Below are 21,278 nucleotides of genomic sequence, written 5' to 3'. Positions count from 1 at the left end.
AGTGAGCCGCCCATTTTAGAGCATCTTTCGTTTCTGTCAACACCCTCGTCAATCTTTTTTTCGAGGTGGCTGGTGAAACCGATACTCGTCGACACCGTTCGCAAAGCGCGTTCCGTGTCAGCGGGGAGGCGAATAATACGGATTTCAAAAGGGGCTGCAACCCCTTTTGTGAACTTTTTTTGAAAGACCCGTTAAATCAGTCGGATACGCGCAAAGTTTCGCTTGCCTACCTGGAGCACGCCCTCGAAGCCGGCGGTGAAGAGACGCGATGCGTCCTCCACGATCTCGCCATCAATGCGCACCGCGCGCTCTTTCACCTTGCGATTGGCTTCCGAGTTGCTCGGCGTTACGCCCGCGGCGGTCAGCAGGGCGGCCAGACGGAAGCCTTCCTGCGGTGCGGGGATGTCGGTCAACGGCAGGAGGCTCGTGTCGCCTTCCCCGCGCACGACGGCATGCCACCCGGCGATGGCCTGCTCCGCCGTCGCCGCGTCGTGGAAGCGCGTGGCCAGTTCGCGCGCCAGGCGCAGCTTGGCGTCGCGCGGGTTGAGGACGCCGGAAGCCACCTCTTGCTTCATACGCGCCATCTCGTCGAGCGACACCTCGAAGCTGAGCAGTTCGAACCAGCGCCACATGAGGTCGTCGCCGATTTTCATGGTCTTGGTGACGATGTCGATCGCCGGCTCGCCGATACCTATGTAGTTGCCCAGCGACTTGGACATCTTGGCCACGCCGTCGAGCCCTTCGAGCAAGGGCATGGTCAGGACGATCTGCGGCGCCTGGCCGTGGTGCTCCTGGAGCGCGCGCCCCATCAGGAGGTTGAACTTCTGGTCGGTGCCGCCCAGTTCGACATCGGCCTTCAGGGCCACGGAGTCGTAGCCCTGCACCAGCGGATAGAGGAACTCGTGGATGGCGATCGGCTGCTCGCCCTTATAACGCTTGGCGAAATCATCGCGCTCGAGCATGCGCGCCACCGTGTGCTGGGCCGCCAGGCGAATCATGTCGGCCGCGCCCATCTTGCCGAACCACTCGGCATTGAAGCGCAGCTCGGTCTTCTCGCGATCGAGCACCTTGTAGACCTGTTCGGCATAGGTTTCGGCGTTGGCCAGCACGTCTTCGCGGCTGAGCGGCTTGCGGGTGACGTTCTTGCCCGTGGGGTCGCCGATCATCCCGGTGAAGTCGCCGATCAGGAAGATGACCTGGTGGCCGAGGTCCTGGAACTGGCGCATCTTGTTCAACAGCACGGTGTGGCCCAGGTGCAGGTCGGGCGCCGTGGGATCGAATCCCGCCTTGATACGCAGCGGTCTGCCGAGCTTGAGGCGCGCCTCGAGGTCGTCCTTCTTGATGATCTCGTCGGCGCCACGCGCGATGAGCGCCAGGGCCTGGTCCAGCTCGTTCATGTTTTCTCTCTATACAAAGGGCGGTCGGGCACCCTTGCCACTCATGTGAAGGGCCCGTGGGGTTAATTGTGCGTTAACCGCAAGATCTCTTGCAAAGCCTTGATGGAAAAGGCGTTGACGGACTTTGCACGGGACCGTTATGGTACGCGACAACCTCGGGGCGAGTGGATACACGAAAGACGATGGGTGATGTAAAACGGGCAGCGCACAGCGCACGCAAGCAGGCCATCCGCCGCAAGGCCCAGCGGCGCCACGCGCACTTCTACGATAGCCGGGCGCATTGGTCGTTCAGTCGCAACGCGTCGGCCGAGCCGCTGAGCTGGTCGCGCGAACGCTGGATCCTCGCCGGCACGGCGTTCCTGCTCGTCATCCTCTCGGCGTTGGTGATCCCCGCCTGGGCCGGCGCGATGAAATCGCCCAAGATCACCGAGCCACTCACGCAACACTCCGTCGTGCCGCTCGCACTGCCCAAGCTCGATCCCGCCAGCATCAAGCCGCTCGCCCCGGTGGAAGAATGGCAGACCGTGCAGGTGCAGCCCGGCCAGACGCTCGCGGATATCTTCATCGCCCAGGGCCTGTCCATGACCGACCTGCAGCACGTCATCGACGGCGCGGGCGGTACGAAGGTGTTCCACCAGATCAAGCCGGGCCAGGAGTTCCAGTTCCTCGTCGGCGGCGACCACCTACTCAAGGGCGTGCGCTTCGACCAGGACGAATCCACCATCGCCACCCTGCGCCTGGACGGCGCGTCGCCCCAGCTCACCACCCAGGTGCGTGACGTCCAGCGTCGCGAGCACCTCGCCCACGGCGTGATCGACAGCTCGCTGTTCGGCGCCGGCTCCAAGGCGGGCATGAGCACGGCGATGGTCCTCAAGCTCGCCGAGGTGTTCAAGTACGACATCGACTTCGTGCAGGACCTGCGCGTCGGCGACAGCTTCACCGTCATCTACGACGACGTCTACAGCGACGGCGCGTTCCTGCGCGAAGGCGACATCGTCGCCGCGGAATTCGTCAACCAGGGCAAGCGCTACACCGCCTATCGCTTCAAGAACAGCGACGGCAAGATCGGCTACTTCAGCGAGGAGGGCCGTCCGCTGGCGGGCTCGTTCCTGCGTATTCCGGTCGATTTCACCCGCATCTCGTCCCAGTTCAGCGCGGGCCGAATGCATCCGATCCTCGGCAAGATGCGCGCACACAAGGGCGTGGATTACGCCGCACCCACCGGCACGCCGATCCACGCGGCCGGCGACGGCGTGGTGAAGTTCCGCGGCTGGATGAACGGCTACGGCAACTTCGTGGTGATCCAGCACAACGCCACCATCAGCACGGCCTACGGCCACATGTCACGCTTCGCCAACCTGCGCGTCGGCCAGCACGTGAGCCAGGGCAGCACCATCGGCTACGTCGGCATGACCGGCCTGGCCACCGGTCCTCACCTGCACTACGAATTCCGCGTCAACAACGTGCAGCGCGACCCGCAGACGGTCACCCTGCCCAAGCCGGAACCGTTACCGGCAGCGCAGATGGCGAAGTTCAAGAAAGAGGTGGTCGCGCCCCAGCTGGCCCGGCTCAACCGCATCGACAGCAACGTCAAGCTCGCCAAGGCCGACACCGCGAAAAGCGACGACTGAGCCATGGCCTCCATGGACGGCCTCTACGTCGGCCTCATCTCCGGCACCAGCGCCGACGGCATCGACGCCGCGCTGGTCCGCTTCGAACAGCAAAGGCCCGCGCTCGTCGCGGGCCTCGTGCATCCATGGGATGACGCCCTGCGCCGGCGCATTCTCGCGGTGGCCCAGGACGAGCAACGCCTCGACCTCGACGACTACGGCCGCCTGGACGTCGCCATCGGCCGCGCCTTCGCGGACGCGGCCACCGCGGTGCTCGCGGAGGCCGGCGTCGACGCGGCGGCGGTGACAGCCATCGGCTCGCACGGCCAGACCCTCCGGCATCGTCCCGACGGCGACCTTCCTTTTACCCTCCAGATCGGCGATCCGTCGGTGATCGCCGAGCGCACCGGCATCGCGACGGTCGCCGACTTCCGCCGGCCCGACGTCGCGGCCGGCGGCCAGGGCGCGCCGCTTGTGCCGGCGTTTCACGCCACCGTGCTACGCCCCGACGAGGGCGCCCGCGTGGTGCTTAACCTGGGCGGCATCGCCAACGTCACGCGGCTCACGCCGGACGGCAGCGTCACGGGGTTCGATACCGGGCCGGCCAACGGCCTGATGGACGCCTGGTGCCTGCGTCACAGGGGCGAGGCCTTCGACCGCGACGGCCGGTTCGCGGCATCGGGAGCGGTCGATCCCGACCTGCTCGCCGAACTCCTCGACGACGCTTACTTCATGCTGCCGCCCCCGAAGAGCACCGGCCGGGAGCATTTCCACCTGGCCTGGCTCGAACGCCATCCGCGCGTCGCCGACCTGGCGCCGGCCGATGTGCAGGCCACGCTGCTGGCCCTGAGCGCCGTGTCCATCGGCGACGCCATCGCGCGGCACGCGGGGGATGCACGCGACGTCATCGCGTGCGGCGGCGGCGTACACAACGCCGCACTGATGAAAGCCATCGCCGCGCGCCTGGAACGTCGTCCGCTGCAGTCGAGCGCGAGGTTCGGCATCGATCCGGATTTCATGGAAGCGATGGGTTTCGCCTGGTTGGCCTATCGCCGGCTTCGCGGCGAGCCCGGCAACCTGCCGACGGTGACGGGCGCCCGGGGACCGCGCCTGCTCGGCGCCGTCTACGCCGCGCCCTAGAGCGCGTCTTCGGCCGTGGTGTCGCGACGCGATACCGCCGCGAGTGAGCCGGGCGAAGCCTGCGCCAGCGCCGCCAGGGCCTCCTGGAACGCCGCTTGTTCGCTTGCGTCCCAGGCACCGGTCAGGTGGGCGATGTCGCCCGGCTCGATCAGCATCTCGCTGAATGCGTCGCCCGGCCCCAGGCCCAGTCCATGCCGCAGCGCGTGCAGGATCACCTCGTTGATCGACCAACGCCGTTCGCGAGCGAGGCTTTTGATCCGCTCGGCCATCTGATCGTCGATGTGTCGTACCACGATATCCGGCACGGCGTATCCTCCTTCGCGCATGCCCCCTGTGGCGCCGATCTTACACACATTCGGCCGACGGCAGACGGCGTCCCTGGCGGTCAGTCGGCCGGCGCGCCGCCAGGTGGGTCGGCATGGCGACGCCATAGCCAGGCGAACAGGATCATTGCCGGCAGCAACGAGACCACGGTGATGACGAAGAACGCGGCATAGCCGAGCGACATCACGATCGCCCCGGCGAAGAAGCCCAGTCCCTTGCCCGGCAGGTTCACCAGCGAACTGAGCAGGGAATACTGCGTGGCGGTGTGCTTCGTGTTGACCAACGACGACAGGAACGCGATGGTGGGCGGACCGAGCACGCCCAGCGTGAAGTTTTCGCCCGAGATCACCAACGTGAGCACCACGATGTCGCCCGGGTGCCGGAGCAGGAACAGGTAGAGCAGGTTGCTCACGCCCGCCACCACGATGGCCAGGCCCAGCGTTCGCCACATGCCCCACCGGGCCACCATCGCGCCGCCGACGAAGACGCCGAGGATACCCACCCACACGCCCCAGATCTTGGTGACGGCCGCGATCTGGGTCTTGTCGAAGCCCATGTCGCGGTAGAACGGCCCCATCACTCCACCGATGGTTGCCTGCTCGGGGATCTTGAACAGCAAGATGAAAGCCAGCGTCGCCAGGGCAAGCGCCCAACCGTAGCGGCCGAAGAAGTCGGTGAACGGCTCGATGACGCTCTCGCGCATCGCGTCCTCCCAATGATCCGCGATGTCACGGACCACCTCGGGCTCCCGGGCGAGAAACGTCGTGGCGATCGGCACGACCATCGTCGCGGCCATGACCAGGTAGACGGTTGGCCACGGCATGTGGTCGGCCATAATCAACGCCAGCGCCCCGCTGACGATCAGGGCGATGCGATAGCCGAGCGCGTAGGTCGCCACCAGGGCGCCCTGCGCTTCCACCGGTGCGATCTCGATGCGGTAGGCATCCACCGCGATGTCCTGCGTGGCCCCGAAAAACGCCACCACCAGCGTCGCGCCGATGAAGGCCGGCAGACGTGACGGCGACAGCGCCGCCATGGTCAGAAGACCGCCGGTGACCCATAACTGGGAAAACAGCAGCCAGCCGCGCCGCAGGCCGAGCCGGCGGAACAGCGGCAACTCCCAGTGGTCGAGCAGCGGCGCCCAGAGGAATTTCAGCGCGTAGCTCATGCCCGCGCTGGCGATCATCGTGATGCTCTTCAGCTCGATGCCGTTGTCCTTGAGCCAGTACGACAACGTGCCGGCCACCAGGAGGAACGGCAGCCCCGACGAAAACCCGAGGAAAGCCATCGTCCACGCGGCCGGCTGGGTGAAGGCCCGCCAGATGGAGGGCTTCGCCGGCGGCGGGCCGTCAGTCGGCATAGTCGACCGTGAAGGGGGCATGGTCGGAGAACCGCTCGTCGCGGTAGATCGAGCAGTCGCGCAGCCGCTCGCGCAGGCCCGGGGTCACGATCTGGTAGTCGATGCGCCACCCCACGTTATTGGCGCGCGCCTGCCCGCGATTGGACCACCAGGTGTACTCCACGGCGTCGGGCTTGAGGGCGCGGAAGCTGTCGACCCAACCGATCTCCTTGAACAGCAGGTCGAGCCAGGCCCGCTCCTCGGGCAGGCAGCCGGAGTTCTTCTGGTTGGAGGTCCAGTTCTTGATGTCGTTTTTCGTGTGGACGATGTTCCAGTCGCCGCAAAGGACGTAATCGCGGCCACTGGCGGCCCACTCACGCAGGATCGGGGTCAGCCATTCCATGACGCGAAACTTGTACTGCTGCCGCTCGTCGCCCGACGAGCCGGAGGGGATGTAGAACGATACGACGCTCAGGTTGCCGTAGCGCGCTTCGATGTAGCGCCCCTCGCAGTCGAAATCCTCGCGACCCAGCGAGGTGCGGACCTCGTCCGGTTCGCGTTTGGAATAGATCGCCACGCCGCTGTAGCCCTTCTTGCTTCGGGCGTCGTGATAGAAGCAGTGGTGGCCGTCGGGACGGAACATCGGATCGCTCAGCTGCGACTCCTGCGCCTTGGTTTCCTGCAGGCAGACCACGTCGGCGTCCTGCTGGCGGAGCCAGTCGAACACCCCCTTGGTGGCGGCGGAGCGGATGCCGTTGGCGTTGAGCGAAATGATGCGCATCGGTGGTGTCTTCGGATCGGTCGAACGCTGATGATACCCCGCCCACGGCCGACGCTTCGCCGGGACGTTTCCTACGCGGGAATGCCCAGCGCGACGACATCCCCCCCGGCCGGCGCCATCGGCTCGCCGGTTTCCCGCCATGGGGCACGCTCGCGGGGTATGCCGGCGACGGCACGCGGTACCATCACACCCCCGAACGCCCACAGCCGGTGCTGTGGCCGCCGCCGTTCCACGCCTCCCAGGAAAACCACGACGTGCACGACTACCAGCGCGAATTCATCGAACTCACCCTTGCCCGCGACGTCCTCCGCTTCGGCGAGTTCACGCTGAAATCGGGTCGCTCGAGCCCTTACTTCTTCAACATGGGCCGGATCGATTCCGGCGCGGCGCTGGCCCGGCTCGGTCGCGCCTACGCGGCGGCGGCCGTCCGCTCGGGCGTGGCCTTCGACATGCTCTTCGGCCCCGCCTACAAGGGCATCGCCCTGGCCGCGGCGACCGCCATCGCCCTGGCCGACACGCAGCAGCGCGACGTGCCTTGGGCCTATAACCGCAAGGAAGCCAAGGACCACGGCGAAGGCGGCACCCTCGTGGGCGCGCCGTTGAAGGGGCGCGTGCTGATCGTCGACGACGTGATGACCGCGGGGACCGCGGTGCGCGAATCGCTCGAACTCATCCGCGCGCAGGGCGCCGAGCCCGCGGGCGTGCTCATCGCGCTCGATCGCCAGGAGCGCGGCCAGGGCGAGCGCTCCGCCGCCCAGGAAGTCGCCGCGCAATTCGGTATTCCCGTGATCGCCATCGCCCGCCTGGCCGAGGTGCTCGCCTACGCGGGCGAACGGCCCGAGCTGGCCGCCGAGCACGCTCGCCTCGTCGCCTATCGCGAGCGCTACGGTGTAAAGGACTAAGCAAAACGGCGATTGCGTCACGCCCATCGGCGTGCTTGCCGCTTGCGCGTCACGGCCCGCCGCGGGCTGGCTATACTCCGCCCACGGAGGGAATACCATGCGAGCTGTGCGTTACATCCTGGCGGGCGCGGCCCTGTGCCTCGGCACCGCGGTCGCGGCGCAGAACGATGCGTCGAACTACGGCGCTACGCGCTTTCGCTGGAAAGACGCATCCGGCGCCACCGTGTTCAGCGACAGCCTCACGTCCGACGCGCTGAAGGCCGGTTACGACGTGGTCAACAGCCAGGGCGTGGTCGTGCGCCACGTCGACCGCCAGCTCAATGCCGACGAGCGTGCCGCCGCCCGCAAGCTGGCCGACCAGAAGGCCGCCGCCGACCGGGTGCAGGAACAACAGCGGCGCGACGATGCGCAGATGCTCAACGCCTATCCCGACGAAGCGTCGTTCGTGGTGGCGAAGAACGCCGAAGTCGACAACTTCGAGCAGGCCGCGCGCACCACGCGGCTGAACCTGCAAGGACAGGAGAAGGCCCTCGCAGACCTGCTCAACCGTGCCGGCGACCTGGAACGGGCCAAGCAGCCCGTGCCGGCGTACCTCAACGACCGCATCGCGAAGCAGCGCGATATGGTCGCCGGCCTGCGCGCCACGCTACAGCGCCAGCAGGCGGCGAAAGACGCCGCCAAGGCGGGCATGGACGCCCAGGTCAAGCACTACCGCGACGTGAAGGCGGCCGCGGACACCCCGAACGGCCGCTGAGCCCGCATCCTCAGAAAGGCAGCGACAGGGCGTCGTCCAGGGCGTGAATGCGCTCGCGGAACGCGGCCTTGACGCGCTCCAGCGCTTTCGGGTTATCGGCCTCGAAGCGGAAGCCCAGAACCGATTCGGTGTGCGAGGCGCGCACGAGGCCCCAACCGTCGTTCCATTCCACGCGCACGCCGTCGATCGTCGTGACGCGGCCGTCGCCGAACTCCGCGGCGTCGCGAAGCCGCTCCATGAGACGCGACGCGGCCCCCTCGGCCATCGTCAAGCGCAGTTCGGGGGTGGCGACGCTGCGCGGCAGGTCATCGAGCCATTCCACCACGCTGCGCTCGGCCGGATCGCCGGCGAGCATCTCCACCCAGCGGGCGGCGGCGTAGATGCCGTCGTCGAATCCGTACCAGCGGTTGCCGTCGGCAAAGAAGAAATGACCGGTCATTTCCCCGCCGAGCGCCGCGCCCGTCTCACGCATCTTGGCCTTTACGAGGGAGTGGCCGGTGCGCCACATCAGCGGCACACCGGCGGCGTCCTGCACCACCTTGCGCAGGTGGGCGCTGCACTTCACGTCGTACACGATCGTCGCGCCGGGATTGCGCGCCAGCACGTCGCGCGCGAACAGCATCAGCAACCGGTCGGCCGGCACGATCTCGCCGCCGGGGCCCACTACGCCCATGCGATCGCCATCGCCGTCGAACGCGATGCCCATGTCCGCGCCGACCGTGCGCACGGCGGCGATGAGATCGGCGAGGTTGCGCGGCTCGGAAGGGTCGGGATGGTGGTTGGGAAAGGTGCCGTCGACGTCGCAGTAGAGCGGCACCACCTCGCAACCGATCTCCTCGAGCACGCGCGGCGCGACGGCGCCCGCGATGCCGTTGCCGGCGTCGACCACCACTTTCAGCCGACGGTCGGCTTCGGCGATGTCGCCAGTGACGCGCGACACGTAGGCGTCGACGATCGCGTGCTCGCGCCACGTGCCCTGGCCACCCTCGGGCAGGCGCTGGTCGGCGATGCGGCGGTAGAGGTCGGCGACGTCGTCACCGCCTAGCGCCTCCCCGCCGATCACCACCTTGAAGCCGTTGTGGTTGGCCGGGTTGTGGCTGCCGGTCACCGACACCGCGCAGCCCGTGCCGAGGTGGAACGCCGCGAAGTAGGTGAGCGGCGTGGCGACCGCGCCGAGGTCGATCACGTCGACATCGGCCGCGCGCAGGCCATCGGCCAGCGCGGCGGCGAGTTCGGGCCCGGAGACCCGCCCGTCGCGGCCGACCACGATCTCGCGTAGCCCGTGATCGCGCATCCGGCCGCCGATGGCGCGCCCGATCAGGCGCGCCGTGTCGGCGGTCAACGACACGCCGACAATGCCGCGGATGTCGTAGGCGCGGAAAATCGCCGGATCCACGTCATGTGCGGGGGCCACCGGCGCGGCCAGCACCGGGGCCACGGTCGGCGCGGGCACGGGCGGCAGGCGCGGCCTGCGCACCACGTCGGCCACGAGCAGGTCGTCCTCCACCACGGGGGCGGGCATGATCGGCAGGCGCGAGCGCCACCACACCAGGAACGCGCCGCCGCCCAGGCCCAGCAGGGTCAGCAGGCCCGCGAGCAGCACGGAATCCGGCAGCACGATAAACGCACCCGGCAATGCCGCAAACACATAGAACGCCGTGCCGGGCACCGGTTGCCCAGAGGCCTCGCGCTCGGCCGAAAGCCGGCCGTGCGACAACAACGGGGCGCTGTCGCCATTGGCGCTTTCGTGCAGTTCGAGCCGGCCACCCGCCGCCGACACCGGGTCGAAACGTCGGCGAAGATCATCGAACGGATACGCGAGCCAGACCCACGCCCGCACGTTGCCCGGGTCGCCGATGGGCTCGACCAGGGTCAGCCATCGCTCGCCCCCCACCAGGATGCTGGCCATCGGCGATGCCCGGCCTTCGCCGAGCGCCGCCATGAGCTGCGCTGCCTTGGCATAGCCGAACTGGCGGTAATCGGCGCGCACCACCTCGTCGAGGGCGCCGTCGTAGACATCCACCTGACGGGCATCGTGAAGAACCTGGCGAAGCCGCACGGCGGTGGCGGCGCGGTCGTCGAGCCCCGCCTTCAGCGCGGGATCGGCCGCCGCCGCGCGGAACCGCTCGACACGCTCGCGGGCGAGATCGGCCACAGCGCGAACGGCAGCCTCCTGCCCGCGGCGGGTACGCTCGATCGCGTTGCCCTGGTCGGCGATGAGCCACGTCTGCCACGCGCAGAACACACCGCCGACGGTCAGCAGCGTGGCACCGATCAACGGCAGCAGCCGACGCAGGTCGTCCCGCGCCCGTCGCCCCTTCCCTCCCCCAAGTCGAGCCATGCTCTCGTTTCCCGTCTGGATCAGACCACGCCGGTCGAACCGAACCCGCCCTCGCCCCGCTGCGACGGCTGGAACTGATCTACCACACGAAGGCGCGCGCGGCCTACCGGTACGAGCAGGAGCTGCGCGACGCGATCGCCCGGCGCGATGCCCACCGGCGCCTGCCCGCGATTCCAGCAGGAGATCATGAGGGGCCCCTGGTAATCGGCGTCGATGACGCCGACGAGGTTACCCATCACCAGGCCCTGCTTATGGCCCAGGCCCGAGCGCGGCACGATGAGCGCGCACCAGCCGGGATCGCCGATGTGGATGGACAGGCCGGTCGGCACGAGCAGGCTTTGCCCCGGCGCCAGCGTCACCGGCTCGTCGAGCGCGGCACGCAGGTCCATCCCCGCGCTGCCGGGCGTCGCCGGCTCGGGCAACGGAATGGACACACCCAGGCGCGGGTCGAGGATTTTCAGTTCGATATCGATCAAGTCGCGTGTCCGTGGCCGGAAAGAAAACGTTCGGCGATGTGCGCCACCAGCTGGCGCGCGAGGTCGGTCTTGGGCATGCGCGGCAGCGACACGCTTCCGTCGCGCCAATAAAGCACCAGGGCGTTGTCGGCCACTTCGAATCCCCTGCCGTCGCCGACGTCGTTCGCGGCGATCATGTCCAGCCCCTTGCGCCGCAGCTTGTCTTGCGCGTAACGCGCCAGCTCGTGCGTTTCGGCGGCAAAGCCCACCAGGAACGGCGGCCTCGGGCGCGCCGCCACGGCGGCGAGGATGTCGGGATTTTCGGTGAGCTCAAGGCGCAGCGGCGCGCCGTCGTGCTTCTTCAGTTTCTGCCCGGCGGCCTGTTCGGGACGGTAATCGCCGACCGCGGCCGCGCCGATGTAGATGTCGCTGCCGTCGCAGGCCGCGAGCACCGCGTCGTGCATCTGTCGCGCGCTGCGCACGTCCACGCGGGCGACGCCGGCTGGCGTGGCCAGCGCGACGGGACCGGCGACCAGGGTGACGTCGGCGCCGGCCTCGCGCGCGGCGTCGGCGATGGCGAACCCCATGCGTCCCGAGCTGCGATTGCCGATAAAGCGCACCGGATCGATGTCTTCGTAGGTGGGGCCGGCGCTGACCACGACCTTGCGTCCGCGCAGCGGCCCGTCGCCGAACGAGGCAACGAGAACGTCGCGCAGCGCGTGCGGCTCGAGCATGCGGCCCGAGCCGATGTCGCCACAGGCCTGGTCGCCGTCGGCCGGGCCGAGGATGGCTACCCCGCGGGCGCGCAACGTGGCGACGTTGGCCTGCACGGCCGCATGCGCCCACATCTGCTGGTTCATGGCCGGGGCCACGTAGACCGGCGCCGCGGTCGCCAGTGCCACGGTGGTGAGGAGGTCGTCGGCCATGCCGTGCGCGAGGCGTGCAAGCGTATCGGCACTGGCCGGCGCGACCAGCAGCCGCTCGGCCCATCGCCCCAGCTCGATGTGTCCCATCGCCGCCTCGCCGTGTTCGTCCCACAGGCTGACCCGCACCGGTTGCCCGGAAAGCGCCTGGAAGGTGGTCGGCGTGACGAAATGCGTGGCGCCTTCGGTCATCACGACGCGCACCTCCGCGCCGAGGTCGCGCAGGCGCCGGACGAGCTCGCATACCTTGTAGGCGGCGATGCCGCCGGTGACGCCGATCAGGATGCGACGCTGGCGAAGGCTCATGGCGAAACGGCGCGGGTGCGAAAGGCTGGCTAGCTTAACGGATTGCGCCGGTGACGGTCGCGTGCGCGCACGATCCGCCGCATTTTTCAGAATCGTTCTATCGCCACCCGCGCGTGACAAGCCTACCGTGTGTCGCTTGGCATCCGCCTACGCCTCGACAGGACGCAGCCCCATGAAACCGGCATCTCCGCTCCGCCCCCCGGTGCGCGACGGCGACCCCTCCGCCACGTTCGGTCCCCGTCCCATCCCCCAGTGGCCGGAGGGCGAGCGACCCCGTGAGCGCCTGCTGCGCCACGGTGCCGCCGCGCTGTCCGACGCCGAGCTGATCGCCGTGCTGCTGGGCAACGGCACGGCGGGACACGATGCCGTGGCGACCGGGCGCACCCTGCTCAGCAAAGCCGGCAGCCTCGGCCGCCTGCTCGCCGATCCCGATCACATGCCGGCGGTGCGCGGAGTGGGGCCGGCCAAGCGCGCGCGCATCGTCGCGGCGCTGGAGCTCGCGCGCCGCTCGCTGGGCGAAGGCCTGACCGAACTGCCTCGCGTGGACAACCCCGCCGACAGCGCCGATTACCTCAAGGCGCGGCTGTGCCACCTGCCCTACGAGGCCTTCGCCTGCCTGTTCCTCGACGCCCGGCATCGCATCCTGGCCTACGAAGAACTCTTCCGCGGCACGATCGACGCCGCCAGCGTCTATCCGCGCGAAGTGGTCCGGGCTTGCCTGCGACACCACGCCTGCGCGGTCATACTCGCCCACAATCATCCATCCGGGGTCGCCGAACCGAGCCGTGCCGACCGCGAGATCACGCGCGTGCTCGTCGACGCGCTGCGGCTCATCGACATCCGCGTCCTCGATCACGTGGTGATCGGCCGCGGCGAGCCCGTGTCGATGGCCGAACGCGGGCTGCTCTGATGCCGGGCCACACGAAAAAACGTTCTTCACGGAAGTCCGGGCACCCTCCCGGCGATCAACCGTGTGGCCCGGAGGATGGTTCGATCCCGCGAGCCGTGGGGCTGTCGCGACCTTGTGGCGCCAGAGCGCGTTGCACCCGGGCGTTTCGCAGGGAGGCCTTGGCGTCCGAGCCGGCGGCAAGGCCTGCATCGTTGCGGCATCCCCGCGCGTTCGGGATGAAAAAAAAACGGCGCGAGTGCCGCTCGCGCCGTCATGGGTCACCTTTCGAGGGGAGGGGTCTGGATAACCCGTCGTGCCTTGGGCCGGGGAGACACCGGGCACGAGGGAAAGTGTGACGATCACCTGTGACAGCGCCATGACGTGCCGGAAAACGCGAGGTTACCGGCCAGGTGCCGTTGACTTATGCACATTCGTCCTGATTCGCAGTTGCCCGTCACAGCTGCGACACGGCCACAGGTCGTTCACACAAATCATTGATTTTTAAGGGACGAAGGTGTGACGAACCGGAGTCACGGGGTGATGGCGGTGCCGCGACGGGGTGGGCGGCATTCTTGCCCACAGAGTTATCCACAGGCTTGTGCATCACCGGAACAAGGTTCGCAGGCGGTGCCCAGACCCCTTTCTGATAGGATTGCCGGTTCCATGTCCGCATCGCGACTCCCGTGAAACAAGAGCTCAACCAACTCCTCCTGCAGGCCATCGACGCGCTGCGGGAGTCAGGCCAGCTGCCGTCCGATGTCGTCGTCCCGCCGTTCGTGATCGAGCGCACGCGCAGTCGCGAGCACGGTGACTTCGCGACCAACGCCGCCATGCTCATGGCCAAGTCGGCAGGCCGCAAGCCGCGCGACATCGCGACCGACCTCGTGGCGGCCCTACCCGCCTCGCCGATGGTCGGCAAGGTGGACGTGGCCGGCCCGGGCTTCATCAATTTCTTCCTCGCCCCCGCGGCCTTCCACGCCGAAATCGAGCGGACGCTGGTGGAGGGCGACCGCTATGGCCGCCATGATGGCGGCCAGGGTCGCACGGCCGGCGTGGAATTCGTCTCCGCCAATCCTACCGGCCCGCTTCACGTCGGCCACGGTCGCGCCGCCGCCATCGGCGACAGCATCAGCCGACTGCTCGACGCGTCCGGCTGGAAGGTCGTCCGCGAGTTTTACTACAACGACGCCGGCGTGCAGATCGCCAACCTGGCCCTGTCCACCCAGGCTCGCGCCAAGGGCATCGGCCCGGACGACGCCGGCTGGCCGGCGTCGGGCTACCGGGGCGACTACATTGCCGACGTGGCCCAGGCGTTCCTGGCGAAGGCATCCGTCGATGCCGACGGCGAGACGGTCACCGCGAGCGGGGACGCGGACAACCTCGACGACGTGCGCCGCTTCGCCGTGGCCTCGTTGCGCCACGAGCAGGATCTCGACCTCAAGGCGTTCGGCGTCGGCTTCGACGTCTATTACCTCGAGTCATCCCTCTACACCGAGGGCAAGGTGGACGAAACCGTGCGCGAACTGGTCGCCCACGGCCACACCTACGAGGAAGGCGGTGCGCTCTGGCTGCGCTCCACCGATTTCGGTGACGACAAGGACCGCGTGATGCGCAAGTCCGACGGCACCTACACCTATTTCCTGCCCGACGTGGCCTACCACCGCACCAAGTGGCAGCGCGGCTACGAGCGCGCGATCACCGAGCTGGGATCCGACCACCACGGGTCGCTGGCCCGGGTGAAGGCCGGCCTGCAGGCGCTGGACGCGGGTATTCCGAAGGGCTGGCCCGAATACGTGCTGCACCAGATGGTGACGGTGATGAAGGGCGGCGAAGAGGTGAAAATCTCCAAGCGCGCCGGCTCGTACGTCACCCTGCGCGACCTGATCGACGAGGTGGGCCGCGACGCCACGCGCTACTTCCTGATCGCGCGCAAGGCCGATTCGCAGCTGGTGTTCGACATCGACCTGGCCCGGTCGCAGAGCAACGACAACCCGGTCTATTACATCCAGTACGCCCACGCCCGCGCCTGTCGCGTCTTTCGCGAACTCGCCGACCGAGGGCTATCGTCCGACCGCGGCGAGGGCCTGTCGAAGCTCGACCGGCTCACGACCGGGCACGAGCAGGCGTTGATGTTTGAGCTGTCGCGCTACCCCGAAGTGGTGGAGTCGGCCGCGTCGCTTCTGGAACCGCACCTGATCGCGCAATACCTGCGCGAACTCGCCGGCGCGCTGCACAGCTACTATCACGAGCAGAAGTGGATCGTCGACGACGCCGGGCTTCGCGACGCGCGGCTGGCGCTGGTCGCCGCGACGCAGCAGGTGCTTCGCAATGGTCTCGATCTGCTGGGCATTTCCGCCCCGGAGAGCATGTAAATGGCAACACGCAAGAAGGGTAAGGGCCGTCAGGCCGTCCGCAACAGCTCCGGCGGCATGCCGGCCTGGGGCTGGGCGCTGATTGGCATCCTGGCGGGCGCCATCCTGATGGCCGTGGCCATGCGCGGCAGCCTCATGCCGATGAAGAAGGACGGTCCCGAACCCAACCCGCAGGCCACCGCCCAGAAGGGCAGCGAGCCGGGCGTGGCCGACCAGGCCGAGCCGGAGAAACCCAAGAAGCCGTCCTACGACTTCTACTCGGTGTTGTCGGAGAAGGAAGTCCGCATCCCCGATGCCGAGATCCGCGCGCAGGCCAGCGCCGAGGCACAGCAGAAGCAGACCGCCCAGGCCACGCCGCCGCCCGCACCGAGCCAGCAGGCCACGCCGACACCCGCGACTGCCGTGCCGCCGGCCGCCAACCCCAACCTGCCCAAGGCCGCGACGCAGACGGTGACCGCCGCGCCATCGCAGCCAGCCCAGGCCGCCGCCCAGGCCGGCTCCGGTTACCTGCTGCAGGTAGGCGCCTTCCCCAGCGCGGCGGACGCCGAAGCACTCAAGGCCAAGCTGGCCCTGCAGGGCTTCGTGGCGAACGTACAGTCGGTCAAGGTCGGCGCGCAGACCTACAACCGTGTCCGTCTTGGGCCGTTCAAGTCGGCCACCGACCTGGAAAGCACCAAGCAGCGGCTGCAGGCTGCCGGCATCAGTGCCATCGCCCTCAAGGAAGGCAGCTAAGCGAGATCGCCACGCCAACCGCAACCAAAAACGCCGCTCGAATGAGCGGCGTTTTTGGTTTGGCTTTCGGCACCCCGCACGCGGCGCGGGTCACGACGTGCGCTTGAGCCGTATCAGCGCGGAGATGTCGTCGTCGCCGTGCCCCTGCGACATCAGCTGGGCGAAGTCGGCCAGCGACTGCTCGATGATGGTGCGATCGGTGCCGGCCTCTTCGGCGATGCCGCGCACGATGCCGAGGTCTTTGTGCAGCAGCGCCAGCTTGAAGCCCACCGAGAATTCGTCGCGCAGCATCGTCGCGCCACGCTTGTCGAGAAACCAGTTACCGGCGGCGCCCGCCGCCAGGGTGGGTATGAGGTGGTCTGCGTCCAGGCCCAGCGCCTCGCCCAGGGCCAGGCCTTCCGTCACCGCCTGGGCGATGCCCGCGACAAGCACCTGGTTGACCGCCTTGGTGGCCTGGCCGCTGCCGACCGGCCCCATGTGGGTGATGCGGACGCCGTAGGCTTCGAGCACGGGACGCGCGCGCTCCAGCACGGCGGCATCCCCGCCGACCATGACCGAGAGCTTGCCGTTCTTCGCCCCCTCCACCCCGCCGGACACCGGCGCGTCGAGGAAATCCGCCCCCACCTCACGCAGTCGGTCGGCCGCTTTCCGCGCCGTCGCGGGTGACACCGTGGAATGGTCGATCACGATGCTGCCCTTGCGCAGGGACGGCGCCAATGCCTCGACCACGCCGATCACGTCGGCGTCGGCGCTCACGCACAGCGCGATCACGTCGCAGGCGGAGGCGATGCCGGCATCGCCCGGCGCAGTGACGCCCAGCTGCGCCGCGAGCGCATCGGCCTTGGCCTGCGTGCGGTTACCCACGGCGACCAATAACCCCTTGTCGTGGAGGTGTCCCGCCATGGGCGCGCCCATCGCGCCCAGGCCGATGAATGCGGCTTTGATGGTCATGTGAGGCTCGTTTTGGTGGGAGGTGGACATCAGGCGTGGGAAGGTGACTGCACATGCGACGCGGTGGCGTGAACGGGACGGGGAAGCGATGGCGATCGACGGGATCGCACCACGCTTCCCGTCGGCCGCCGTTACCCCACGTGTTCGGCGAGATAGGTGTAACCGGTCAGTCCCTTGTCCAGCACCTCGGCAAGGCGCCGCGCCTCGTCGCCGTCGATGCCCGCCGCCGCGATGCGGTCGGCGTAGGACTGGCGCAGGGCCTTGAGGTCGTAACCGACGTAATCGAGCATGAGGTCGGTGGTGTCGCCACGCCGGACGTGCGCGAACGCGTACCCGTCGGCCGTGGCCCGCACGTTGACCGCATCGGTGTCGCCGAACAGGTTGTGGATGTCGCCGAGGGTTTCCTGGTAGGCACCTACCATGAAGATGCCCAGGCGGTACGACTCGCCCTCCTTCAGCGCATGCAGCGGCAGGCTGACGTCCACGCCTTCGGCGTCCACGTAGTGGTCGATGCGACCGTCGGAGTCGCAGGTGAGGTCCGCGATGACGCCGCGCCGCGCGGGCTCTTCGTTGAGCCGGGCGATCGGCACGATGGGGAAGATCTGGTCGATGGCCCAGATGTCCGGTACCGACTCGAACACCGAGAAGTTGACGAAGTATTTGTCGACGAGTTTTTCGTCGAGCTCGTCCAGGGCCTGCCGGTGGGCGCGCTCGGCGGGCAGGAGGCGCGGCCGCACGGCATTGGCGATGGCGTAGAACAACTCGTCGAGGGTGGCCCGGTCGCGCAGGTCGAGCTGGCCCAGCGCGTAGAGCGTCTGGCCTTCGGCGAAATGATGCTGTGCCTCGTGGAACAGTTCGAGCGGCGGACGGTGATCCAGTTCGGCGTGCGTCTCGCGCAGGTGGCGCAACACGGCCGGCTCGCCCTCGCGCTCGGGCGGCACCGCGCCCGGCGGCACCTCTTCGACTTCGGTGACGTTGACCACCATCACCGCATGGTGCGCGGTCATCGCGCGCCCGGACTCGGTGAAGATCGTCGGCGCCGGCATCCCGTGCTCGGCCACCGCCTCGGCGAGGGGCTGCACGACGCTCGCGGCGTACTGGCCCAGGCTGTAGTTGATCGAGTTGTAGCTGCGCGAGCGCGTGCCCTCGTAATCGACGCCCAGGCCGCCCCCCACGTCGACGACGTCGATGGGCACGCCCAACCGGTGCAACTCGACGAAATAGCGCACGGCCTCGCGCATGCCCGCGGCGATGTCGCGCACGTTGGAGATCTGCGAGCCCATGTGGAAGTGCTGGAGGCGCAGGGTGTGCTTGAGGCCGTGGGCCTCGAGTTTTTCCACCAGCTGCAGCACCTGGCCCGGGCTGAGCCCGAACTTGCCCTTGTCGCCGCCGGTGTTCTGCCACTTGCCGGCGCCGATGGAGGCCAGCCGCACGCGCACGCCGAGCAGCGGCTCGACGTCGAGCGCCTTCGCCTCGCTCAGCACGTGGTCGAGTTCGGAAAGTTTTTCGACCACGATGTGCACGCGCAGGCCGAGCTTGCGGCCGATGAGCGCCAGGCGCACGTATTCGCGATCTTTGTAACCGTTGCAGACCACCATGCTGCCCGGGCGGGCGTGCGCCAGCACCGCCATCAGCTCGGGCTTGGAGCCCGCCTCGAGGCCGAAGCCGTGCTCGCCCGCGGCCACGAGTTCGCCGACCACGCCGCGCTGCTGGTTGACCTTGATCGGGTAGATGGCCGTGTACCCGCCCGCGTAATCGGCGTCGTCGATGGCCTTGGCGAAGGCCTGCTGCAGGCGCGCGAGGCGGTCGGCGAGGATGTCGGGGAAGCGCACGAGCAGGGGCAGGCGCAGCCCCTGGCGGGTGGCTTCTTCCACGATGGCGGGCAGGTCGAGCGTCGGGCCCTTTTCGCCACGGGGGTGGATGGTCAGGTGGCCGTTGCCGGCCACGTCGACGTAGCCGTTGCTCCAGTGGGGGATCGCGTAGGTCAGCTTCGCGCGATCGATGGTCCAGTTCGCCATGGGCGGTCTCCAGGTGATTGTGTCGTGTCCCCCCGAGGGGAGGCGCGGAACAGTCGCAGCGGCGAACCTTGACTCGGACAGGCCTGGCGGCCGGGAGCCTCGCACGCCGCGGGGCCGACCAGACCGCCTATTGTAGCGGCGGCCGATGACATCCGTGTATCGACCCGGCCGGCCGACCGGATGGGCCGCATTGTCACCCGGAGCCGCTACAATGGGCCGATACCAGACCCTTTTCGCCGCACTCCAGGATTCCGCGTCATGTCGCAACAGCAGCTCAGCTGGTTCACCGAAGCCCACCAGGCCTCGGGTTCTTCCATCGGTTACCGCGTTGAACGCCTGTTGCACGCGGAGAAGACGCCGTTCCAGACCATCGAGATCTACCAGACCACCGACTGGGGCAATCTGATGGTGATCGACGGCTGCGTCATGCTCACCAGCCGCGACAACTTCCTCTACCACGAGATGATGACCCACCCGGCGCTGTTCACGCACGCCCGCGCCAAGCGCGTGGTGATCATCGGCGGCGGCGACTGCGGCACGCTGCGCGAGGTGCTCAAGCACGAAGAAGTCGAGAAAGCCACGCAGGTGGAGATCGACGAGCGCGTCACCCGGCTCGCCGAGCAGTATTTCCCCGAGCTGTGCGACGCCAACCACGACCCGCGCGCCGAGCTGCTGTTCATCGACGGCATCAAGTACATGGCCGAGGCCGAGCCGGAATCGATCGACCTCATCATCGTCGATTCCACCGACCCGGTCGGCCCCGCCGAGGGCCTGTTCAACGCTGCGTTCTACGCAAGCTGCCACAAGGCCCTGCGCCACGGCGGCATCCTCGTGCAGCAGTCCGAATCGCCGCTGGCGCACATCGAGCTGATCAAGGCCATGCGTTCGGCCATGCGCACCTCGGGCTTCAAGGCCGTGCGCACCCTGCCGTTCCCGCAGCCGTGCTATCCCACGGGCTGGTGGAGCTGCACCATGGCGCGCAAGGACGGCGACCTCTCCGGCTTCCGCGAGCGTGGCGCCATCAGCAAGAACTTCGCCACCAAGTACTACAACGCCGACATCCACAAGGGCGCGCTGGCCCAGCCGGAGTTCATGCGCGAGCAACTCGGCGACTGAGTCCGCTCCCGGCGGCCCCATCGCCCCCGAACGACGGCCCGGCGCGCGAGCGACCGGGCCGTTTCGCATCCAGGCCTCCCACGCAGGCACCACATGAGCGATTTCCTTTCCGTTTCCGATCGAGGCCCCCGCGGCAGCATCGCCTGCGTCGGCATGGGCATGACCCTCGGCTCGCATCTCACGCCGCTGGCGCGCAGCCATATCGAGCAGGCCGACGTCGTCTTCGGCGGCCTGTCCGACGGCATCGTGGAGCGCTGGCTGCAACGCATGCATCACGACGTGCGCAGCCTCCAGGCGTACTACGGTGAAGGCAAGCCGCGAACGGCCACCTACCGGCAATGGGTCGACGTGATGATGGCCGAGGTGCGCGCGGGCAAGCGGGTATGCGGCGTGTTCTATGGACACCCCGGCATCTTCGCCTGGGCTCCGCACAAGGTCATCGAAACCGCGCGAGCCGAGGGCTTCGCGGCGCACATGGAGCCGGGCATCTCGGCGGAGGACTGCCTCTACGCCGACCTCGGCATCGACCCGGGCAGCGTGGGCTGCCAGCACTTCGAAGCCAGCCAGTTCATTTATCACCGTCGCCGGATCGATCCGGCCGCCTACCTCGTGCTGTGGCAGGTCGGGATGCTCGGCAACCGCTCGGTGGGCACCCTTCGCCACGACGCGGCGTACCGGCAGGTGCTCGTCGACGTGCTGGCCCGGGACTATCCGCTCGACCACGCCGTGGTGCTGTATCGCGCGGCCACGTTGCCGGTGGAGCGACCGCGCATCCAGCGCCTCGCGCTGCGCGACCTTCCCCAGGCGGACGTACCTCGCGAGAGCACGATGGTCGTGCCGCCCGCTTGCCCGCTGGCGATCGATCCGGCTATCCGGGCGCGCCTGGATGCACTCGACCGGGACATCGCGACCGCCTGAGACGGCGGTC

The 21,278-nt window shown here is 68.3% G+C and carries 18 protein-coding genes; 9 read left to right on the top strand and 9 right to left on the bottom strand.

Annotation, left to right across the window (positions count from 1 at the left end; genetic code table 11):
• Positions 1-191: 191 nt before the first annotated feature.
• Entirely contained in the window at positions 192-1,397 is a 1,206-nt protein-coding gene (gene tyrS, locus PI246_RS16225) for a tyrosine--tRNA ligase (RefSeq protein WP_320552361.1), read from the bottom strand.
• 182 nt (positions 1,398-1,579) lie between these two features.
• On the opposite strand from tyrS, the gene PI246_RS16220 reads away from it, so the two are divergent.
• Positions 1,580-3,028 (top strand): OapA family protein, encoded by a 1,449-nt coding sequence (locus PI246_RS16220; RefSeq protein ID WP_320552360.1) that lies wholly within the window; start codon positions 1,580-1,582, stop codon positions 3,026-3,028.
• A gap of 3 nt (positions 3,029-3,031) precedes the next feature.
• Complete coding sequence (locus PI246_RS16215; RefSeq protein ID WP_320552359.1) at positions 3,032-4,147, top strand: anhydro-N-acetylmuramic acid kinase; 1,116 nt, start codon at positions 3,032-3,034, stop codon at positions 4,145-4,147.
• Here PI246_RS16215 and PI246_RS16210 read toward each other — a convergent pair.
• From PI246_RS16210 to PI246_RS16200, 3 genes are all read right to left on the bottom strand, one after another.
• Positions 4,144-4,452 carry a hypothetical protein gene (locus PI246_RS16210; RefSeq protein ID WP_320552358.1) on the bottom strand — a complete coding sequence of 103 codons (309 nt, stop codon included), beginning with the start codon at positions 4,450-4,452 and terminating at the stop codon, positions 4,144-4,146. The two genes, PI246_RS16215 and PI246_RS16210, sit on opposite strands and share 4 nt — an antisense overlap.
• An 80-nt stretch (positions 4,453-4,532) precedes the next feature.
• On the bottom strand, positions 4,533-5,831 hold the full coding sequence (locus PI246_RS16205) for an AmpG family muropeptide MFS transporter (RefSeq protein ID WP_320552357.1): 1,299 nt from the start codon (positions 5,829-5,831) through the stop codon (positions 4,533-4,535).
• Positions 5,821-6,591, bottom strand: a complete 771-nt coding sequence (locus PI246_RS16200) for an exodeoxyribonuclease III (RefSeq protein ID WP_320552356.1) — start codon at positions 6,589-6,591, stop codon at positions 5,821-5,823. Before PI246_RS16200 ends, PI246_RS16205 begins: the two co-directional genes overlap by 11 nt.
• Before the next feature lie 254 nt (positions 6,592-6,845).
• Between PI246_RS16200 and pyrE the strand changes: the two genes are divergently transcribed.
• A complete protein-coding gene (pyrE, locus tag PI246_RS16195) occupies positions 6,846-7,493 on the top strand; it encodes an orotate phosphoribosyltransferase (protein WP_320552355.1) in 648 nt (215 codons plus the stop codon).
• Positions 7,494-7,590: 97 nt separating this feature from the next.
• Positions 7,591-8,247 (top strand): DUF4124 domain-containing protein, encoded by a 657-nt coding sequence (locus PI246_RS16190; RefSeq protein ID WP_320552354.1) that lies wholly within the window; start codon positions 7,591-7,593, stop codon positions 8,245-8,247.
• 10 nt (positions 8,248-8,257) lie between these two features.
• Here PI246_RS16190 and PI246_RS16185 read toward each other — a convergent pair whose 3' ends face one another.
• From PI246_RS16185 to coaBC, 3 genes are read right to left on the bottom strand one after another with little or no spacing between them, the layout of a single operon-like run.
• A complete protein-coding gene (locus PI246_RS16185; protein WP_320552353.1) occupies positions 8,258-10,588 on the bottom strand; it encodes a phosphomannomutase/phosphoglucomutase in 2,331 nt (776 codons plus the stop codon).
• Positions 10,589-10,608: 20 nt separating this feature from the next.
• Positions 10,609-11,064, bottom strand: coding sequence for a dUTP diphosphatase (dut, locus tag PI246_RS16180; RefSeq protein WP_320552352.1), 456 nt, complete (start codon positions 11,062-11,064; stop codon positions 10,609-10,611).
• Positions 11,061-12,272 (bottom strand): bifunctional phosphopantothenoylcysteine decarboxylase/phosphopantothenate--cysteine ligase CoaBC, encoded by a 1,212-nt coding sequence (gene coaBC, locus PI246_RS16175; RefSeq protein ID WP_320552351.1) that lies wholly within the window; start codon positions 12,270-12,272, stop codon positions 11,061-11,063. Before coaBC ends, dut begins: the two co-directional genes overlap by 4 nt.
• Positions 12,273-12,444: 172 nt before the next feature.
• Between coaBC and radC the strand changes: the two genes are divergently transcribed.
• The 3 genes from radC (at position 12,445) to PI246_RS16160 (ending at position 16,265) form a co-directional block, all read left to right on the top strand.
• On the top strand, positions 12,445-13,182 hold the full coding sequence (gene radC / locus PI246_RS16170; protein ID WP_320552350.1) for a RadC family protein: 738 nt from the start codon (positions 12,445-12,447) through the stop codon (positions 13,180-13,182).
• Positions 13,183-13,844: 662 nt separating this feature from the next.
• Positions 13,845-15,533: an arginine--tRNA ligase gene (gene argS / locus PI246_RS16165; RefSeq protein WP_320552349.1), complete on the top strand. Its 1,689-nt coding sequence runs from the start codon at positions 13,845-13,847 to the stop codon at positions 15,531-15,533.
• Positions 15,534-16,265: an SPOR domain-containing protein gene (locus PI246_RS16160; protein WP_320552348.1), complete on the top strand. Its 732-nt coding sequence runs from the start codon at positions 15,534-15,536 to the stop codon at positions 16,263-16,265.
• Positions 16,266-16,355: 90 nt separating this feature from the next.
• Here the strand turns inward: PI246_RS16160 and PI246_RS16155 are convergent, their stop codons facing one another.
• Both PI246_RS16155 and speA read right to left on the bottom strand, forming a co-directional pair.
• Positions 16,356-17,216: an NAD(P)-dependent oxidoreductase gene (locus tag PI246_RS16155; RefSeq protein WP_320552347.1), complete on the bottom strand. Its 861-nt coding sequence runs from the start codon at positions 17,214-17,216 to the stop codon at positions 16,356-16,358.
• 131 nt (positions 17,217-17,347) lie between these two features.
• Positions 17,348-19,234, bottom strand: a complete 1,887-nt coding sequence (gene speA, locus PI246_RS16150) for an arginine decarboxylase (protein WP_320552346.1) — start codon at positions 19,232-19,234, stop codon at positions 17,348-17,350.
• 258 nt (positions 19,235-19,492) lie between these two features.
• Here speA and speE point away from each other — a divergent pair, with 258 nt between their 5' ends.
• Positions 19,493-20,350: a polyamine aminopropyltransferase gene (gene speE, locus PI246_RS16145; RefSeq protein ID WP_320552345.1), complete on the top strand. Its 858-nt coding sequence runs from the start codon at positions 19,493-19,495 to the stop codon at positions 20,348-20,350.
• 93 nt (positions 20,351-20,443) lie between these two features.
• Entirely contained in the window at positions 20,444-21,268 is an 825-nt protein-coding gene (locus tag PI246_RS16140; protein ID WP_320552344.1) for an SAM-dependent methyltransferase, read from the top strand.
• The last annotated feature ends 10 nt before the right edge of the window (positions 21,269-21,278 follow it).

The organism is Luteibacter sahnii (assembly GCF_034063545.1).
GTDB classification, from domain to species: domain Bacteria; phylum Pseudomonadota; class Gammaproteobacteria; order Xanthomonadales; family Rhodanobacteraceae; genus Luteibacter; species Luteibacter sahnii.
Note: the sequence above shows the minus strand (reverse complement) of the source record. Positions and strands in the feature narration are given on the sequence as shown.

Excerpts from the sequence above, each read along its gene's own strand:
- tyrS (WP_320552361.1), bottom strand. The coding sequence starts at position 1,397 with ATGAACGAGCTGGACCAGGCCCTGGCGCTCATCGCGCGTGGCGCCGAC.
- PI246_RS16220 (WP_320552360.1), top strand. The coding sequence starts at position 1,580 with ATGGGTGATGTAAAACGGGCAGCGCACAGCGCACGCAAGCAGGCCATC.
- PI246_RS16215 (WP_320552359.1), top strand. The coding sequence starts at position 3,032 with ATGGCCTCCATGGACGGCCTCTACGTCGGCCTCATCTCCGGCACCAGC.
- PI246_RS16205 (WP_320552357.1), bottom strand. The coding sequence starts at position 5,831 with ATGCCGACTGACGGCCCGCCGCCGGCGAAGCCCTCCATCTGGCGGGCC.
- PI246_RS16200 (WP_320552356.1), bottom strand. The coding sequence starts at position 6,591 with ATGCGCATCATTTCGCTCAACGCCAACGGCATCCGCTCCGCCGCCACC.
- PI246_RS16190 (WP_320552354.1), top strand. The coding sequence starts at position 7,591 with ATGCGAGCTGTGCGTTACATCCTGGCGGGCGCGGCCCTGTGCCTCGGC.
- PI246_RS16185 (WP_320552353.1), bottom strand. The coding sequence starts at position 10,588 with ATGGCTCGACTTGGGGGAGGGAAGGGGCGACGGGCGCGGGACGACCTG.
- coaBC (WP_320552351.1), bottom strand. The coding sequence starts at position 12,272 with ATGAGCCTTCGCCAGCGTCGCATCCTGATCGGCGTCACCGGCGGCATC.
- radC (WP_320552350.1), top strand. The coding sequence starts at position 12,445 with ATGAAACCGGCATCTCCGCTCCGCCCCCCGGTGCGCGACGGCGACCCC.
- PI246_RS16160 (WP_320552348.1), top strand. The coding sequence starts at position 15,534 with ATGGCAACACGCAAGAAGGGTAAGGGCCGTCAGGCCGTCCGCAACAGC.
- PI246_RS16155 (WP_320552347.1), bottom strand. The coding sequence starts at position 17,216 with ATGACCATCAAAGCCGCATTCATCGGCCTGGGCGCGATGGGCGCGCCC.
- speA (WP_320552346.1), bottom strand. The coding sequence starts at position 19,234 with ATGGCGAACTGGACCATCGATCGCGCGAAGCTGACCTACGCGATCCCC.
- speE (WP_320552345.1), top strand. The coding sequence starts at position 19,493 with ATGTCGCAACAGCAGCTCAGCTGGTTCACCGAAGCCCACCAGGCCTCG.
- PI246_RS16140 (WP_320552344.1), top strand. The coding sequence starts at position 20,444 with ATGAGCGATTTCCTTTCCGTTTCCGATCGAGGCCCCCGCGGCAGCATC.